This window comes from Gloeocapsa sp. PCC 7428 (genome assembly GCF_000317555.1).
GTDB lineage: Bacteria > Cyanobacteriota > Cyanobacteriia > Cyanobacteriales > Chroococcidiopsidaceae > Chroogloeocystis.
Window position 1 is genome coordinate 3,254,915 of record NC_019745.1, and the last position, 17,709, is coordinate 3,272,623.

General features: G+C 44.8%; 14 protein-coding genes. 10 read left to right on the top strand and 4 right to left on the bottom strand.

All coding sequences use genetic code 11. The annotated features are described in order from the left end of the window. Positions 1-13: 13 nt before the first annotated feature. The 4 genes from hpsC (at position 14) to GLO7428_RS14295 (ending at position 3,465) form a co-directional block, all read left to right on the top strand. A complete protein-coding gene (hpsC, locus tag GLO7428_RS14280; protein WP_015189270.1) occupies positions 14-979 on the top strand; it encodes a hormogonium polysaccharide secretion pseudopilin HpsC in 966 nt (321 codons plus the stop codon). 80 nt (positions 980-1,059) lie between these two features. After that, a complete protein-coding gene (locus GLO7428_RS14285) occupies positions 1,060-1,656 on the top strand; it encodes a Tfp pilus assembly protein FimT/FimU (protein ID WP_015189271.1) in 597 nt (198 codons plus the stop codon). A 136-nt stretch (positions 1,657-1,792) separates the two neighbouring features. Continuing rightward, positions 1,793-2,050, top strand: a complete 258-nt coding sequence (locus GLO7428_RS14290; RefSeq protein WP_015189272.1) for a TIGR03643 family protein — start codon at positions 1,793-1,795, stop codon at positions 2,048-2,050. A gap of 227 nt (positions 2,051-2,277) precedes the next feature. Beyond that, complete coding sequence (locus GLO7428_RS14295; protein WP_015189273.1) at positions 2,278-3,465, top strand: virulence factor; 1,188 nt, start codon at positions 2,278-2,280, stop codon at positions 3,463-3,465. A gap of 244 nt (positions 3,466-3,709) precedes the next feature. On the opposite strand, the gene glgB is transcribed toward GLO7428_RS14295, so the two are convergent. From glgB to GLO7428_RS28535, 3 genes are all read right to left on the bottom strand, one after another. Next, the gene (glgB, locus tag GLO7428_RS14300) at positions 3,710-6,001 is read right to left on the bottom strand and encodes a 1,4-alpha-glucan branching enzyme (RefSeq protein WP_015189275.1); all 2,292 of its coding nucleotides are present in this window, start codon (positions 5,999-6,001) and stop codon (positions 3,710-3,712) included. 165 nt (positions 6,002-6,166) lie between these two features. Beyond that, on the bottom strand, positions 6,167-6,478 hold the full coding sequence (locus GLO7428_RS14305; RefSeq protein ID WP_015189276.1) for a hypothetical protein: 312 nt from the start codon (positions 6,476-6,478) through the stop codon (positions 6,167-6,169). A gap of 444 nt (positions 6,479-6,922) precedes the next feature. Further along, the gene (locus GLO7428_RS28535; protein ID WP_196797372.1) at positions 6,923-7,084 is read right to left on the bottom strand and encodes a hypothetical protein; all 162 of its coding nucleotides are present in this window, start codon (positions 7,082-7,084) and stop codon (positions 6,923-6,925) included. Positions 7,085-7,503: 419 nt separating this feature from the next. On the opposite strand from GLO7428_RS28535, the gene GLO7428_RS27345 reads away from it, so the two are divergent. The 4 genes from GLO7428_RS27345 to clpP all read left to right on the top strand — a co-directional run bounded on the left by GLO7428_RS27345 (position 7,504) and on the right by clpP (position 13,103). Next, on the top strand, positions 7,504-8,046 hold the full coding sequence (locus tag GLO7428_RS27345; RefSeq protein ID WP_015189278.1) for a hypothetical protein: 543 nt from the start codon (positions 7,504-7,506) through the stop codon (positions 8,044-8,046). 208 nt (positions 8,047-8,254) lie between these two features. Next, positions 8,255-10,126, top strand: coding sequence for a penicillin-binding protein 2 (locus GLO7428_RS14320; RefSeq protein WP_015189279.1), 1,872 nt, complete (start codon positions 8,255-8,257; stop codon positions 10,124-10,126). Positions 10,127-10,231: 105 nt separating this feature from the next. Next, positions 10,232-12,295, top strand: a complete 2,064-nt coding sequence (locus GLO7428_RS14325) for a thioredoxin domain-containing protein (RefSeq protein ID WP_015189280.1) — start codon at positions 10,232-10,234, stop codon at positions 12,293-12,295. Between the two features lie 181 nt (positions 12,296-12,476). Continuing rightward, the gene (gene clpP, locus GLO7428_RS14330) at positions 12,477-13,103 is read left to right on the top strand and encodes an ATP-dependent Clp endopeptidase proteolytic subunit ClpP (RefSeq protein ID WP_255348394.1); all 627 of its coding nucleotides are present in this window, start codon (positions 12,477-12,479) and stop codon (positions 13,101-13,103) included. Between the two features lies 1 nt (position 13,104). Here the strand turns inward: clpP and GLO7428_RS14335 are convergent, their stop codons facing one another. Beyond that, on the bottom strand, positions 13,105-13,959 hold the full coding sequence (locus GLO7428_RS14335) for a hypothetical protein (RefSeq protein ID WP_015189282.1): 855 nt from the start codon (positions 13,957-13,959) through the stop codon (positions 13,105-13,107). A gap of 662 nt (positions 13,960-14,621) precedes the next feature. Between GLO7428_RS14335 and GLO7428_RS14340 the strand changes: the two genes are divergently transcribed. Beyond that, the gene (locus GLO7428_RS14340) at positions 14,622-17,003 is read left to right on the top strand and encodes a ribonuclease R family protein (RefSeq protein ID WP_015189284.1); all 2,382 of its coding nucleotides are present in this window, start codon (positions 14,622-14,624) and stop codon (positions 17,001-17,003) included. After that, complete coding sequence (locus GLO7428_RS14345) at positions 16,993-17,661, top strand: flavin prenyltransferase UbiX (RefSeq protein WP_015189285.1); 669 nt, start codon at positions 16,993-16,995, stop codon at positions 17,659-17,661. The genes GLO7428_RS14340 and GLO7428_RS14345 overlap by 11 nt, the downstream gene beginning before the upstream one ends. The last annotated feature ends 48 nt before the right edge of the window (positions 17,662-17,709 follow it).

Below are 17,709 nucleotides of genomic sequence, written 5' to 3' on the forward strand. Positions count from 1 at the left end.
GGATAGCTATGCCATGATGAACTCACTCAAACTGCTTCGGTACATCCACACAAACCGTTTTGACTCGCAATCGAAAGGTGGCTTTACCTTAATCGAACTGCTAGTAGGTATTGTCCTAGCAGGATTAGTCATTACGCCATTAATGAACTTTATGCTCAATATTTTAACAACCCAGCGACAAGAGGAAGCCAAAGCTAATACCGATCAAGAATTACAATCAACCATTAATTATATTACGCAAGATTTAAGGCAGGCAATTTATATTTATGATGCTGATGGTTTAAATAATATTTCAACCCATACTCAACCAGGAATTAAAGATCAAATTCCCCCGTTAGCACCTGTTACAGGATGCGATGCTAGTACAAATTGTACTCCCGTACTTGTGTTTTGGAAGCGTGATTTTAAGCCAGAAATTTTATCTCGTTGCACAAGCGAATCAATCGATTGTTTAGCTAATACCAACCTCGACGACACTTTTGTATACTCGTTAGTAGTGTATTATTTAATTGAAAATAATCCCGTAAATACAACTGAATCTAACACGGCTCGTATTGCCCGATTTCAAATCAATGATGGCGTCAAAGATCCGCGAAATTTTAATAACTACATTGAACCACCGGATAACGGGTTTCAATTTTTTAATTTAAGAGTTCCAGGATTAACAATCAAAGATAAGATGAATCGCTGGCAAAAAGCTAACGAAAACTATACTAACAGCGTTGCTACGCTTGTTGATTTCATTGATATAAGTGCTAGCACAAAACAGCAAAATTGTCCAGCTAATATGCAACAAGTTCCCGCTATCGCCAGTGGGTTTTATGCTTGCGTAGACTCAATAAATACAACAGCACAAGTTCATTTAAGAGGCAATGCGATCGCACGAATTAGAAATGATGCAACGTGCGATATCGCTTCTGTATACTGCCCTAGTGTTAGCGTTCAAGTTCAAGGCAGCGGATTACTCAGCCGTAACTAATCATACGTAAAGCTTACTATTTGTTGGTAACTAGATATGACCCATTACCAATTACCTATTACCTTTTTTACAATTAACATATGTCAAATGAACAATTAGATTCTGGTTTTACATTAATCGAAGTTATTGTTGTTACCTTAGTCATCGGAATTTTGTCGGCGATCGCCGTACCTTCTTGGTTAGGTTTTGTGAATCGTCAACGGATAAATACAGTAAACGAATCGATTCTCCGTGCTTTACAAACCGCGCAGCAAGAAGCTAGAAAGCAAAAAATTAGCTACAGTGTCAGTTTTAGAACTAACAATCAAATTCCTCAAATTGCCATCCATCCTAGAGGAACAACACCCAGTAATACAGATTGGCAACCATTAGGTGAAGATTCAGGAATTAACCCACAACAAATTTTGTTAGGAACTAATCTTAATGGTGACAGCGTTGCCACTAATGCTATGACTTATGCAGCTAATACAACACAAACAATTAGCTTTGATTTTAGAGGCAATTTACCACGCGATGCTAGTTTTGGCACTCCGGACAAAGGTTTAATAGTAACAGTTGCTCAACCTCGTAACAATTCCACAACTCCTATTGAAGGAACAAGGCGATGTGTTGCGGTAAGAACCCTTCTTGGTGCCATGCAAACAGATAGTGAAGATGAATGCAATCCTAGTGGCTAACATTAGGGGTGTATAGAGTCATCTCGATTTCTGCTTGACGGTATTCGCTACTTAGACGCTTTGTTACAAAAGTTAAACTAAAACAGTTTGGCATTAAAAAGTTATACGGCTGAGACTAGGAAACTGACGAACTGTTATGAATATCTCTCATCTAGATTCTGAAACGATTGACCGTATTATTGAAATGGCATGGGAAGACCGGACACCGTTTGAAGCGATCGCCCTGCAATTTGGGCTAACCGAAAAACAGGTCATTGCCTTAATGCGCCGCGAGATGAAAGAATCTAGTTTTAAGATGTGGCGCGAACGCGTGAGTGGGCGCAAAACAAAACACCTCAAAAAACGCGACTTTATTCAAGGACGTTTTCGTTCTCAGAATCAGAAAGGAAGTTAGATATCAAATTCAACTAAAGCGATCGCTGAAAATTTTTGCAAAAGCTTCTTGTAAACTCTCTTATCAATTATCAGATAAACGAATTGTTAAAGTAGGTATTATTAAATTTCCTTATATAGCAACCGTACAGCTAACTGGCAGCAAGCTAGGATCAAATCAAACACCACATTTGCTGAAATCAAGCTTACTACGCTGTGGTTGTTCGCTTTGAGCTTAAGGATTAAGCTATGCAACTTCTCTCGATTGAAACCACTCCTAGCCCCAGCTGCATCAAGCTCAATTTGAATGAGTCCATCAGCACCAAAGCCCTGACACTACAGCAGGGAGTCGATCAGAAAGATACTCCAGTGTTGGCGCAACAGTTACTTACTATTGAGAACATTCAGTCAGTCTTTCTATTTAAGGATTTCATCACACTGACGCGGAAGGGAAATGCGGATTGGCAGCCCATTCTAACCCAAGCTGTGCGTATTATTGGAGTTGCCAAGGATGCTGATGCCAAGCTACTCGCTGATGTTGCGCAACCTCAAGATATCACAGCGTCTAACTCAACGAACTTACAGCAGACGTCGTTAGGTCATGTTGAGGTAGCTGTTCAAATGTTTCGCGGTATTCCTGTTCAAGTCCGCGCGATCGCATCTGATGGTCAACAAGCACGAGTCGCATTACCAGAACGATTTAACCAAGCACTCCAACGAGTAATTAGTGCGACAGGAGCAAATTATATCGCCGAGCGAAGCTGGAACCCGTATCAGTCTCCGGCTGGTGCTCCAAATGAAGTGGCGCAACTCGTTGCAGACGAAATTGCCAGTCTTATAGACGAAGATGAGTTAGCTCGAATTGAAACAGCTGCTATTGCTAATTCGCATAAGTTTGAGCCAACAAATCAGCAATCCTTACAGCAAGAGCTTTTAGCTGACTTGCAGCATCCGAACTGGAAACAGCGACTCAAGGCGCTGCAACAAATTGAAGTCACTTCTGAAACATTTTCTCAAATTGTAGCTTTACTCGATGACGAACAGAGTACGATTCGGCGCTGGGCGGCGGCGCTTTTGGGTGCGAGTAGTATGGCAATTGCCATTGAGCCGCTTTGTCGTGTTATTCTGACAGATTCATCGGCGATTGTTCGTCGCACTGCTGGGGATGCATTAAACGATTTGGGGGATGACAGTGCGATCGCAACAATGTGCCAAGCTTTAGCCGATCCCTCAAAGTTAGTTCGTTGGCGAGCCGCTCGCTTTTTGAATGAAATGGGCGATCAAAGCGCTGTTGATGCCTTACGCCGTGCTGTCGAGTGCGAAGCTGAATTTGACGTTCGGATCGAAATGATGGCAGCGTTGGAGCGGATAGAGGGCGGTGGTGAAACTCAACTACCAATGTGGCAGCGAATCACCCAAGGTGGGCTAACGGAATGACCTTTTGCATGAATCTCAGACGCCCTTCGATTGAAATCGGGGCTACTCAAGCAAACTGTACCTTCGTACACTGAAGTCCACGAAGGTGTACAGCGTTTTAGCTGCAAATTCATCGCTGCCTCAATTAGCTTTTAACGTTAACCTCCGACCTCTAATTCCTGACCTTTGCTTGGAGTGTGCGCAGGCACACTTTGTTTATCAAGCCCTAGACTTTAGCCTGTGGGCTTAAATTCATGCACCGCAATTACTTACGCAACGCTTGCGCCGTTTTCTCGCCATCGAGTTTTAGAATAAGTACACCTAAAGGTGGTAGACATAGATCAATTGAGTAAGAGTGATTGTGATAAGACCATTCCTCAGCCCACTTACCACCTAAATTTCCCATATTGCTACCACCATACTCGCGGGCATCACTGTTAAAGATTTCAGTATAGAATCCAAACTCTGGGACACCAATTCGATAATGCGAATGCGGTTGAGGGGTGAAATTACAAACCACAATGACAAAATCTTCAGGATCTTTTCCACGACGAATGAAGGAAACAACACTATGACGGTTGTCGCTACAGTCAATCCATTCAAATCCTGCTTGCCCGAAATCTTGCGTGTATAAAGCTGGTTCAGCGCGGTAGAGATGGTTGAGATCCTTCATGAATCGCTTTAGCTGTTGGTGCGGTTCATACTGCAACAAGTGCCACTCCAAATCGCCCCACACATTCCACTCGCTCCACTGTCCAAACTCCATCCCCATAAACAGCGTTTTCTTGCCAGGATGCGCAAACATATACGTAAACAAACAGCGCACGCTTGCAAACTTCTGCCAGCGATCGCCTGGCATTTTACCAATGATATTGCTCTTGCCGTGTACCACTTCATCGTGTGACAGCGCCAGCATGAAGTTTTCGCTGTGGTGATACCACATACTAAACGTGATATTGTTTTGATGAAATTGCCGGAACCAAGGGTCCATGCTGAAATAATCCAGCATATCGTGCATCCAACCCATGTTCCACTTTAAATTAAAGCCCAATCCTCCTGTGTATGTCGGCCAAGATACCATTGGCCAATCGGTAGACTCTTCTGCAATTGAGAGAATGCCAGGAAAGTAACTGAAAATTACGTGATTTGTTTGGCGCAGAAACTCAGCAGCTTCGATATTTTCTCGTCCACCATACTGGTTAGGCAGCCATTCGCCTTCTTTACGGCAATAATCGAGGTACAGCATCGACGCAACTGCATCAACTCGAATACCATCGATGTGATACTTATCAAACCAAAATAAAGCGTTGGCGACTAAAAAGTTTCTCACTTCATGGCGGCTATAGTTAAAAACTAACGTTCCCCACTCTTTGTGTTCGCCTTTGCGGGGATCGGCGTGTTCGTAAAGATGCGTACCGTCAAAAAATGCTAAACCATGACCATCTTTCGGAAAGTGACCTGGTACCCAATCAACAATCACACCAATTCCATTTTGATGGCATTGGTCGATGAAGTACATAAAATCTTCAGGGCTGCCATAGCGCGAAGTACAAGCATAATAACCCGTGACTTGATAACCCCACGAACCATCAAACGGATGTTCCGCGATCGGTAGCAGTTCAACGTGCGTGTAGCCCAAGTCTTTAACGTAAGGAATTAGTTTAGCCGCAAGTTCGCGATAAGTCAGAAATCGCGCCCCTGGTTGGAGTTCAGAAACCGGAACGACTGGTTCAGTTTCTCCATTAGGGAGTTTAGCTGGTTCTGCCGAGGCAGCGTGTAACCACGAACCTAAATGAACTTCGTAAACTGAAATAGGCTGCGTTAAGGTATCTGTATGACGCCGCTGCTCCATCCATTCTGCATCGTTCCACGCGTAAGCCTCAAGATCGGCGACAATTGAGGCGGTTTTGGGGCGAACTTCTTGTTGAAAACCGTAGGGGTCGGATTTTTCGTAGATGTGCCCGTCGAAGTTTTTAATTTCGTATTTGTAGCGATCGCCTACTGTGATTTCTGGAATAAACAATTCCCAAATGCCCGTTACGCCTTTACGCATTTGATGCTTCCGTCCATCCCAGGAATTAAAATCTCCAAGGATTGACACATTCCGCGCATTCGGTGCCCAAACCGCAAAATAAACGCCTTTAACACCATCAACTTCAGTCAGATGCGCCCCTAGTTTTTCATAAATGCGGTGGTGGTTCCCTTCGGAAAATAAATGCAGATCAAAATCAGTTAACTTTGGCGAACGAAAAGCATATGGGTCGTATATTACCCGTTCGTGTTCGCCTTCTTTGATTTTTAATTGGTAGTTTGCTAATTCTGAAACGTCGATCGTACACTCAAAGAAATGGGGATGATGCACCGGATGCATTTGATGTTCAATTCGTGCTTCTGGACGAATCACCCATGCTGCACTCGCGTTTGGTAAATAAGCTCGCACCACCCACACGGTTTTGCCATCTTGTTCTATGGGATGAGAACCAAGCACTTCAAACGGATCGTCATGCTGATTCCAGACAATGCGCTCAACCTGTTCTGGGGCGATGGTCATAGACATGAAAATACCTTACCTAAAACAAATTTGTTATTTCTACGTCATATTTATACATATTCTTTACATTTATTTGCAATCATTTGCTGTATCCAAATAACCTGCAATTGAACGAGTAGCAGCATCAGAAAGCTGTATTAATAATGATTACAGCATACTATTTTTGGGAATTTAAATTGGCAAAAATGGCAGCAACGTGCGAATAATACGTCGCAGGCGCAAAAGTTGCACAGTTTCTCTTACCTGGGGAGAAAGCGGTGGAGTCACTTGACGATTTTGTAATTGCGCTTGTAATTCTGCATATTCTGCCGCATTTAGTCGTTTGCCATCAATTGGCGATCGCGCTTCTGTAATAATCTCTGTACGTAAAATCTCTTCTGGTATATCGTCTGGAGGCGGTAAGGCAAATGCTAAGGAAGCATTCCATCCTAGTAAAACACTAGCACTCGTACCCAAACTTAATTTATTGATAATTTTCAGCATAACTTGTTGACTCTTTAGCGCACTTACCCACAGTCGCCCTGCTTTCTTTATCCTTCCTCAGGTGAGATTTAGCCAAATCGACTTGTCAGCACGACGGTAGAATTTTTGTCGGATTTCAATTTTCAGCTTATCGAGTCTTTTGCGCACCGAGTGAACGGTACACCGGAGTTAAACTCCGGGGAAAAGCGTTCACCGCATTCCGCGGTCAGATTCAAGATTTATAAATTTTTCTATTGAGAGTTCTTTAAATTGTTTGTTTTTTTTATCAAACAACTTTTCCGCAATTAGCAAGCGGATGAATTCAAAAAAATACTCTCCTGCAAAGAAGTCGTGTTATCAGGCGCAAGCGGTAAATACTGCTACCGAAAACAGACGTTTGACTTTGTAGGAGAGAACATAGCTTGAACTGATGAAAAGTGAAATGTCAACTACTCAGCATTACAGCTATGGAGATGGAGATGTTGTTGGAGTTGCGGCAGGATCTACGGGAGATACTGTCGGGCTAGCTCCAGGGTCTGCGCCACCTCCGGTACCAGTTGTATCACATGCTCCCAGGGTGGTGAGCAAGCCTAGAAATAAAGCAAAACCAAGGATTTTTTTGTTCATAACTCCTCTTTCACCAATTGCGGCAAATAATAATCTGCTAGTTGATTACGATACCGCATTTGTTGACTTTTTTTACAAAAGTGCGATTTTGACTGTATTAGCTTGATACCCTATCACTTCAGTGATATGTCGTCTTCTTTCTTAAGACAGAGGTTTTCGACAGGTGCGACTTTAAGTCTATCCTGTTTGTTAGTGCTTCGGGTTGACACATGCGAATTACCAAACACACTCTAGCCCGACAAGGTAGCAATCATCGTAGATGCTTTGAGCAATAGATGTTTGTAGCTATTACATTAACCTCTTAGCTGCGGAAATCTTAGAACGAAAGCTATCTAAATGATACGATGGGGGCGACTTGCAGCTTTTTAGTAGCTAGCGCTCTTAATACCCAACTAGCTTCCACTTAACAATAAATTACTATGCGTGCTGCTTACAAATCGAGTGTAACCAACCATCAGCGGACAAACGCTTTGAAATCAACATCTGCTACACGTACAAGCGCTCCTGATCGAGTGCGACCGACTGGGAATTTCCCACAAGGAACGACAACTCGCCATCCTACTAGCGTGCCGATTTTGCCTAGTGCCAGAAAGCCTCTATGGTTAATTCGCCTCAGCGTTTTGCAACGCAGTTCTACTGTGGTGCTGTTTTTCTTGATCGCGACAGTATTGGCACTTTACACTGGAACAATTTATTCGCAGCGAAAGTGGTATCAATCATACGAGAAGCGAGAAAATCTACAACGTCAAGAACGGCAGATCACGACAGCAATTGAAGTGTTGAAAAATAAAATGGCGCAGCAAGCTGAGCAACCTGAAACAGGTTTACTTCCTGCCGATCCCACACAGGCAATTTTCTTGAAACCAGCACCGCAGCGCCCCGCACGCCCCGTAGAAACAATTGTTTCTGCAACTTCGATGACTCGTAAAAGTTCTCATGACACAACTCCTGTAGGCTATTAAAGACGGATAAACAACGAGTACCTAGCACATCGAGAAGTTTGTCTTAGTTTAGAACTTACGTAAGCATTCGCTGAAACTCTTATTCTTTTGTGTCCTAGCCTACACTGGTGTGGTTCGTTTTTTTCATAATTTGCGTAAGTCCTACTTAATTTTCCGTTTACCCTAGTCTCATCGCCTCGAGTATAATTGATAACTTAAAACTTGTCCTATGCCTACTTCAGTTCCTCCTGGCTCTAGCTTTGACCGCAAGCGTCGTAGAGTTGCAACTATGGACGCACCGAACCAATCAACTCGGCAAAAAAGCAAGCCGTTGAGTCAACAGCTAAAACGTTCTTCAGTACCGTATTTTCGATTGCTCTTGGTGTGGGGTGTATTGCTGGCTGGTGGTTTAGTGCTAGCGGGGAACTTGTATCATCTCCAAGTTGTGCATTCCTCAACTTTACTGAGAAGAGCGCAACAGCAACAAACAACCTACGTACGCCCCTTTGTACCGCGCCGTCAAGTCGTTGACCGCAATGATAACGTGTTAGCGATTGATCGTCAGGTGTACACGCTGTACGTGCATCCTAGGTTATTTAAGAATGTCTCAGAAGCAGAAGATACCGCTAAAAAAGTTGCTGCAATTCTAGATCGTCCACCAACCGACCTCGTTACTTTATTGACAAATGGCTACAACAACGATCGCAATCGAGGTATTCGAGTCGCGTCAGCTTTGTCCGAAGAAGTTGCAGATAAGCTCAAAGGACTGAAGGCAAATGGCTTAGACTTGGTTCAAGAGTCCTCGCGGTTGTATCCTCAAGAGAAGGTTGCTGCTGACGTTGTTGGCTACGTCGATCGCGACCATCGCGGTCAAGCAGGAGTAGAGTATAGTCAGCAAAAGCTACTCGAACGCTCAGCAGAACAATTCGAGCTACGCAAAGATGGTAACGGGGTATTATTAAGCGATCGCATTCCGGAAAACTTTGTCCATCGCGATGAGACGAAACTGCAACTGACAATCGATACTCGACTGCAACGCACGACGCGCATCGCCTTGCGCGAACAAATGCAAAAGTTCAACGCCAAGCGTGGTGGCGTGATTGTGATGGACGCCCACGATGGTTCGATCCTAAGTTTGGTTGCTGAGCCTTCTTACAATCCTAATGAGTATTTCAACTTTGAACCCCACGCTTTTAGAAATTGGTTACTCGCAGATCTTTATGAACCAGGCTCCACCTTTAAGCCGATAAATATCGCGATCGCGCTCGAAGAAGGAGTCATTAAACCCGACGATGTTTTCCCCGATCCCGATGTCATCAAAGTGGGTGGTTGGTCGATTCGCAATGCTGAAAAAGAAGACAATCTTGCCCTATCGATTACCGGCATTTTACAGCACTCCAGCAATGTCGGCATGGTACAAGTCATGCAACGCCTTAAACCCGACGTGTATTATAGTTGGCTGCAAAAGCTGGGCTTAGGAAAAACCGTAGGCATCGATCTCCCGTTTGAAGCACGAGGTCAGCTAAAAAATCAAGCCAAGTTTGTTTCCTCGCCGATTGAACCCGCAACCACTTCGTTTGGTCAAGGATTTTCATTAACACCCATTCAGCTGGTGCAACTCCATGCAGCTTTAGCTAATGGTGGCAAACTCGTTACACCTCATGTTGTACGCGGGTTGATAGATAACCAAGGTCGGCTACAACAGCCTAATTTACCACAACCCAAAGCAATCTTCTCGCCACAAACAACCCAGACTGTTGTCAAAATGCTAGAAGCTGTTGTTCTTGAGGGGAGCGGCAAAGCTTCACAAGTGCCAGGATACCGCATTGGTGGCAAAACAGGTACAGCACAAAAAGCAAACATCGGCGGTCGTGGCTACCAGCGCGGTGCAGTCATTACAAGTTTTGTTGGGATGTTGCCCATTGAATCCCCTCGTTACGTCGTCTTAGCTATTGTCGATGAACCAAAAGGAATTGCATATGGCTCAACCGTCGCAGCGCCTATTGTCAAGTCAGTGATGGAATCGCTCATTTCGATTGAACGAATTCCCCCAAGTCAGCCCATACCTACGCAAGAGAGCAGCAGGGCTTCAGGAGCATAGGAAGAATAGTGTTGTCTATATAACTTATCACTCACCACTCAAAACTAACTCCTTTGATCGCTGTCCGCTAGACTAAGCAGTAGATAGCAAATGCACTAGATCGCTATGACTAACCGCCTTGCCCAAGCTCAAAGCCTTTACTTGCGCAAACACGCAGAAAATCCAATTGACTGGTGGACTTGGTGTGATGAAGCCTTGGCAACAGCAAAAGCACAAAACAAACCAATTTTTCTCTCGATAGGCTATTCGAGTTGCCACTGGTGTACGGTCATGGAAGGAGAAGCATTTTCAGATTTGGCGATCGCCGACTATATGAATGCTCACTTCCTCCCGATCAAGGTAGACCGCGAAGAACGCCCCGACCTCGATAGTATCTATATGCAAGCCTTACAGATGATGGTAGGTCAAGGCGGCTGGCCTTTAAATATTTTTATTGCTCCTGATGATTTAGTCCCCTTTTATGGCGGGACTTATTTTCCGGTTGAACCACGCTACGGACGTCCAGGCTTTCTACAAGTACTACAAGCGATTCGCCGCTACTACGATACCGAAAAACAAGACTTGCTTGCACGTAAAGCCGCGATTTTGGAAGCAATTCAACAAAGTGCAGTATTACCTAAAACGCAGCAGTCAGACGAAGACTTGCTCAAAAAAGGCATCGAAACCAATACAGGTGTGATTACGCCGCACGATTACGGTACGCAGTTTCCCATGATTCCCTATGCTGAGTTAGCGCTACGCGGCACTCGGTTTAACTATTCCGCCTGGCGCTACGATATTCCGCAAGTGTGTCAACAGCGAGGCTTAGATTTAGCATTGGGCGGTATTTATGACCATGTTGCAGGGGGATTTCATCGCTATACTGTTGATCCGACGTGGACTGTACCGCATTTTGAAAAGATGCTTTACGACAATGGTCAAATTGTTGAGTATCTCGCGAATTTGTGGAGTAACGGCGTTCAAGAGCCGGCAATCGAACGCGCGATCGCTTTAACGGTTCAATGGCTCAAACGCGAAATGACGGCTCCTGAAGGTTACTTCTATGCCGCACAAGATGCGGATAGTTTTACCAGCCCCTATGAAGCTGAGCCAGAAGAGGGAGCTTTCTACGTTTGGAGTTACAGCGAATTGCAGCAAATTCTCTCATCAGAAGAATTATCTGCGCTTGAGCAACAATTTACTATCACCTCACAGGGCAATTTTGAAGGGCAAATCGTCTTGCAGCGGCGACACCCAGGGTCGTTGAGTGACATCACAGAACAGGCGTTGTCTAAACTGTTTACTGTTCGCTACGGTGCCACACCAGAATCGTTAGATGTCTTTCCGCCTGCCAGAAATAACCAAGAAGCAAAAACTCAAAATTGGTCAGGGCGAATTCCTGCTGTTACTGATACCAAAATGATTGTGGCTTGGAATAGTTTGATGATTTCTGGACTAGCAAGGGCGTACGCAGTTTTCAAAAAATCCGAGTATCTCGAAATTGCACTGTCATCAGCACGTTTTATTTTGAATCATCAGCAGGTAGATGGACGCTTTCATCGACTCAATTATGAAGGTCAAACGAGCGTGATTGCGCAGTCAGAAGATTATGCTTTGTTTATCAAAGCTTTGTTAGATTTGTACCAAGTGACGCTAAAAGACGCCAATTCGCAACACTGGTTAGAGCAAGCGATCGCACTCCAAGCAGAATTTGATGAATACTTGTGGAGTATCGAATTAGGGGGATACTATAACACCGCAAGTGATGCCAGTCGCGATCTGATCGTCCGCGAACGAAGTTATGCCGATAATGCGACTCCCGCAGCCAATGGAGTTGCGATCGCTAATTTAGTGCGGTTAGCCCTACTTACCGAAAAGCTCAGTTATCTCGATCGCGCCGAGCAAGCGTTACAAGCTTTTACGAGCGTCATGGATTCTGCCCCTCAAGCGTGCCCAAGTTTATTTACCGCTTTAGACTGGTATCGTAACTGTACGCTAGTGCGTACAACGTCAACGACGTTAGAGACTGTCCTCGCCAAGTATTTACCCGCAAGTGTCCTCAGCGTGGCAACCGATTTACCCACATCAGCAGTAGGCTTAGTTTGTCAAGGATTAGCGTGTCTTTCCCCCGCCCGCACCGCAGCTGAGTTATTCGAGCAAGTCGAGCAAAGTCAAGTGCGAAGTTTATAGGGTAAGCAGGGGTAAGGCAATGCCTTACCCGTAATCAGGCAATTTTGCAGGGGTAAAGCATTGCCTTACCCGTACTGCGAGGGGTTGCGTTTTGGAAAGCGCAGCGTGTTGGAGGCATTATGAAAAGAATTTTCTTCCTCGCTCCCCGCTCTTATTCTCGATAAAATTAAGAAAAGCTAAGATTACGAGCAAATCTAGAATGATTCCTATTGTTATTGAACAATCAGGTCGCGGCGAACGTGCTTTCGATATTTACTCTCGATTGTTGCGCGAGCGGATTATTTTTTTGGGACAGCAAATTGATTCCAATTTGGCAAACTTAATCGTTGCCCAACTTTTATTTCTCGATGCTGAGGACTCCGAAAAAGACATCTACCTGTACATCAACTCTCCTGGGGGTTCGGTGACAGCAGGAATGGGAATTTTTGATACGATGAACCACATTCGCCCTGATGTTTGTACGATTTGTACAGGACTCGCGGCGAGTATGGGAGCTTTCCTACTCAGTGCAGGAACTAAAGGTAAGCGCATGAGTTTGCCTAATGCCCGCATTATGATTCACCAACCTTTAGGAGGTGCGCAAGGACAAGCAACCGATATCGAAATTCAAGCTAAAGAAATTTTGTATCACAAGCGGCGTCTCAACGAGTATTTAGCAGCACACACAGATCAACCAATTGAGCGAATCGAGCAAGATACCGAACGTGACTTTTTTATGTCTCCAGACGAAGCTAAAGACTACGGATTAATCGATCAAGTCATAAACCGTAGCGCTGTTGGTAATCGCCCTGTAGCGGTCTTTAGCTAGTTTAAGTGATAGACTCTTGCGGAGAAGGCTGGAATTCTAAATATTGTAGGAATTCCAGCAATTCTTGATGCGTGAGTGAAGTACGTTTTCGTTTATTGTAGGTTTGGAGGAGATAATCTCTTCCTTTTTGCACACTCCACTTGAGACGCTTCATTTCATCGCCTGTTTTCGCAAGCAATTCTAAGTAGTCTTGAAATTCGACGACTTCGGTTTCAGTCAAAAATTGTCGCGATCGCTTTTTGTAAGTTCGTTCTAAATACTCGCTTTCATGTTCGGCACTCCAGCCTAAACGCTTGAGCAAAACATCGATTTTGAGCAGCGCATCGGATAAATCAATCGGCGAACTGCCCATAATGACATCATCTGCGGTTTCTAGCTGAAAATCCTGGCTACGCGATCGACTAAGCGGTGTGACATTATTCCAAGCGCGATGTTTATTGTCGCTTTCGTCTGAACTTAAGTCTAAGTCTAAATTTGAGGTTGTCACCTTCGCAGGTGGGTCTAAAGCGACGCGATCGCTTTCAGAATCAACGTTTGTGACTGGTGCTGGTTGTGGTGACGCAAATGAATCAGATTCTATCGCTTCGGGTTGTTGAGATGTCGTATCCGCAAGCGACGGTAGCGAACTCGGTTCAATGGGTGTCACCGCCACAGGTTGCATCAAAACTCGTAACGCGCGATCGCGGGCTTGATCTTCCGCAAGTTCGACGGTTTCTGCGGCTGCCATGCCTGTAATTCTAGTTGTACCATCGATTTGCACGGCTACTTGGACAACAAATTTTCCTTGGTAAATTTCGATTAATTCAGATAAAAGATTGCCCGTTGGATAGCGGGCAAAAAATAATTGCGCCAACATGATGATTAATCTACTGCTTGAAGTAGGGTTGTTTGATTTTTGTAGGTAAATTCATGCGGTGAAACGGAGTTGGATTAACTCTTTTACCCGCGCTCACTGTCTGCACGCATTACCCTATTTACTATTTTATTTGGGCGATCGGGGGAAAAACCCTTTGCCTAAGTACGCTTCTTATTTAAAATATAGTAGGGTTCACTCGCTTGGTGTCCGCTTACTGCTGAATTTAGTGTTACCAATTCTACAAATAAGGTAATGATGTTCGGTGGTAGTCTCATTAAATTCATAATTACAGCCTAACGAACACTGACTTGTATCTAAATCAAGTACCGCCAACTCGTGTTGCAGTTAGGGTTGCTTGCTATCTGTTGATCGGTCATTTGTAGGTATTGCGGATGTGAATAACAAGAATATTGTTGTAGCATCCAATATGTGAAGTACCTGCTTTAAGTAGCGATCGCACCTGCGGTTCCTTATAAAGAGGGATTGTAGAACCACAAAAGCAATTGGGCTGAAGGTGGTAGAGACACTGTATTTATCAATTTGAGGTAGAACTACTGTAGTTTGTTCTTGAGTCCCCTGAGTGATACTACAGTTGTGTAGGCAACGACACATGACACCAAAGACAACACAAATAATTTTTTGACCAAAGGTCGGTTTTTTCAATGGAATTTTCAATCGCTACACTACTTGCGAATTTTCATGATGATAAATTAGTCGCTGCCAAGGTACTAGAGAAAAAATTAGATTGTCTCGAAGAAACGAGTTTAACGAAGTTACATATTGCCTTGGAAGTCCTCGAAAAAATTGGCATCTTAGCTAAAGAGCGTGGAAAGTATCGCCGCCTACCCGAAGAAGGAGTTATTGAAGCTAAACTCCGCTGTTCGAGTAAAGGATTTTGCTTTGCGATTCAAGACGAAGAGGGCGCAGAAGATATTTACATCCGCGAAAGTCATCTCAGTACAGCGTGGAATGGCGATCGCGTCTTGGTGCGACTCACAAAAGAAGGTAGCCGCCGCCGCAGTCCTGAAGGCGAAGTACGCTTGATTCTAGAACGGGCAAACCACAGCTTACTCGCGCGGTTGAAGCAAACCGAAAAAGGCTTTCGCGCAGTACCTTTAGATGACCGATTATTGTTTGAAATCGACTTAGTACCAAGTGATATCAACTTAGCAGAAGCAATCGAACACTTGATTCATGTCGAAATCTTGCGCTATCCGTTAGGACAATCACCACCGCTGGGTAGGGTAGTACAAGTTCTTGGTGGAAGTGCCGAAGCGGCTGCGGATATTGACTTAGTTTGCTGTAAGCACGATCTACCACGCGGCTTTAGCGAAAGCATACTCGCCGCAGCTGCCAACTTACCGAGTCAAATCACCAAGACAGAGATTAAACAGCGCCTCGATTTGCGATCGCTGCTCACAATTGTCATCGAAACTCAAGATCGCGCCGACGCTGCGTGTATCGAAAATGCGCTGACTTTAGAAAAAACGTCCGAAGGACGATGGCGTTTGGGAATTCATACAACCGATGTCGCGCATTACATCTTACCTGACTCACCGTTAGATAAAGAAGCACTTAAGCGCGGTAGTAGCGTTTACTTGCGCGATACCGTATTACCACTATTTCCCGAAGCCGTCCAAGAACGATGTTCATTAGTAGCAGGTAGCGATCGCTTAGCAATGTCTGTCCTGCTGATCCTCGACTCGAATACAGGACAAATCGTCGAGTATGAAATTCAACCGACGGTGATTGCGATCGACCAACAGATCAGCGAACAACAAGTACAAGCCATTATCAAGGCACAGCAAGCTGCATTGAATGGTCAACAACAAGAGAATAGCCAGACTGTGGACGAGTTGCCAACGAACATTGTTGAATTGATCCACCAGCTATCGGCGATTAGTCAAGCAGCCCAAACTCAAAGACATCAACGCGGTAGCTTTGAACTCAAATTACCCCAAGACGATTATCCGCACTACGATGAGGGAATGCTTGGCGTCGTTAAAGCTGAATCACCGGTAAGAGCGTTGTTAACCGAGTTGCTACTGCTAGGAAATCAGGCGATCGCCCAACACTTGCAAACCTTAGAAATTCCCGCAATTTACCGCAGTCAACCGGCTCCTGATGCGGAAGATGTGCAGGAGATGATCAAGTTGGCAAGCAACTTAGGCGTAGAATTGCAACTTGAGCAAGAAGATACGATTTCACCAACGGACTTTCAAGCGTTTACCGAGCAATTCGCGCAAGTGCCATCAGAGCAAGTCCTCACGTATCTTTTGCAAGCTACGCTCAAGCAAAGCGTTTACAACGTTGCACCCCAGCCACATTTTGGTCTAGCGCTCCCAGTTTACGCGCGGGGAAATTCTCCTTTATGGCGGTATGCTGATTTACTGCTACAACGCGTCCTACACATATTATTCGAGCAAGGACGCGATCGCCGCACGACTCGCGCGAAAGAGCGAGTAAACCTGCGGCATAGTTCGGCGCACGGTAATATTACTTGGAATGTCTTACCGCCAGATATTCAGCAAGAGTTAGAAACGGATCTTGCTAGACTTGTCGTGCAACTCAACGACCGCGAAAAGGAAGTTCAAGAAGCCGAAGAAGATCTCGCTGGGCTACAAAAAGCACAGTTAATGAAACAGCGTACTGGCGAAGTTTTTCAAGGACTGATCACCGGAGTCCAATCCTACGGCTTTTTTGTCGAAATTACAGTTCCAGATGCCAACGGTAAACAACTGCGCGTCGAAGGCTTAGTTCATGTAAGTTCGCTCAAAGATGACTGGTATGAGTATCGCGCCCGCCAACAAGCGCTGTTTGGTCGCAAAAGCCGTACCGCTTATCGTTTAGGCGATCGCGTTGCTGTACAAGTGAAAAATGTCGATTACTACCGCCAACAAATTGATTTGGTCACAGTCAATGGTGACGTTGAAGGTGATTTACTCCCAGATGAGGGTTTGCTAGAAGATAACGACGACGATTTTAATTCTGATATGGAGGAAGATCTCAATTCCGATTCGGATTTTTACCTTGATGAGGAGTAACCCCAATAATCTTGTGTCTAACCCGCAACCAATTTATCAAAACCCACCTACGTTACCACTTGTTTTAGGAGTTTCTGGAGCGTCGGGGTTAATTTATGCCGTCCGCGCACTCAAGTTTCTTTTAGCGGCTGACTATGCAGTTGAGCTTGTTGCTTCTAAATCAACATACATGGTTTGGCAAGCCGAGCAAAATATTCGAATGCCCGTGGAAACTTTGCAGCAAGAGCAATTCTGGCGACAGCAAGCTGGTGTGGAAGCGCAAGGGAAACTCCGCTGTCACCATTGGGGCGATGTGGGAGCTAACATTGCAAGTGGCTCCTTCCGTACCCTTGGTATGGTCGTGATCCCCTGTAGTATGAGTACTGTCGCCAAACTCGCGGCTGGTTTAAGTTCAGACTTGCTAGAACGAGCATCCGATGTGCAATTAAAAGAAGGACGCAAGTTAGTGCTTGTGCCGCGCGAAACGCCTTTTAGCTTGATTCACTTACGCAACTTAACAACACTTGCTGAAGCTGGTGCCAGAATTGTGCCAGCGATTCCAGCTTGGTATCACAAACCGCAAACAGTTGAAGATTTAGTCGATTTTGTCGTTGCCCGTGCGTTGGATCAACTCGACATCGATTGTATTCCGATTCAGCGATGGCAAGGACGTGATTAGAGAGGGGTCAGGGTTCGGAGGTCAAAGGTCACGGGGTGAATAAAGCAG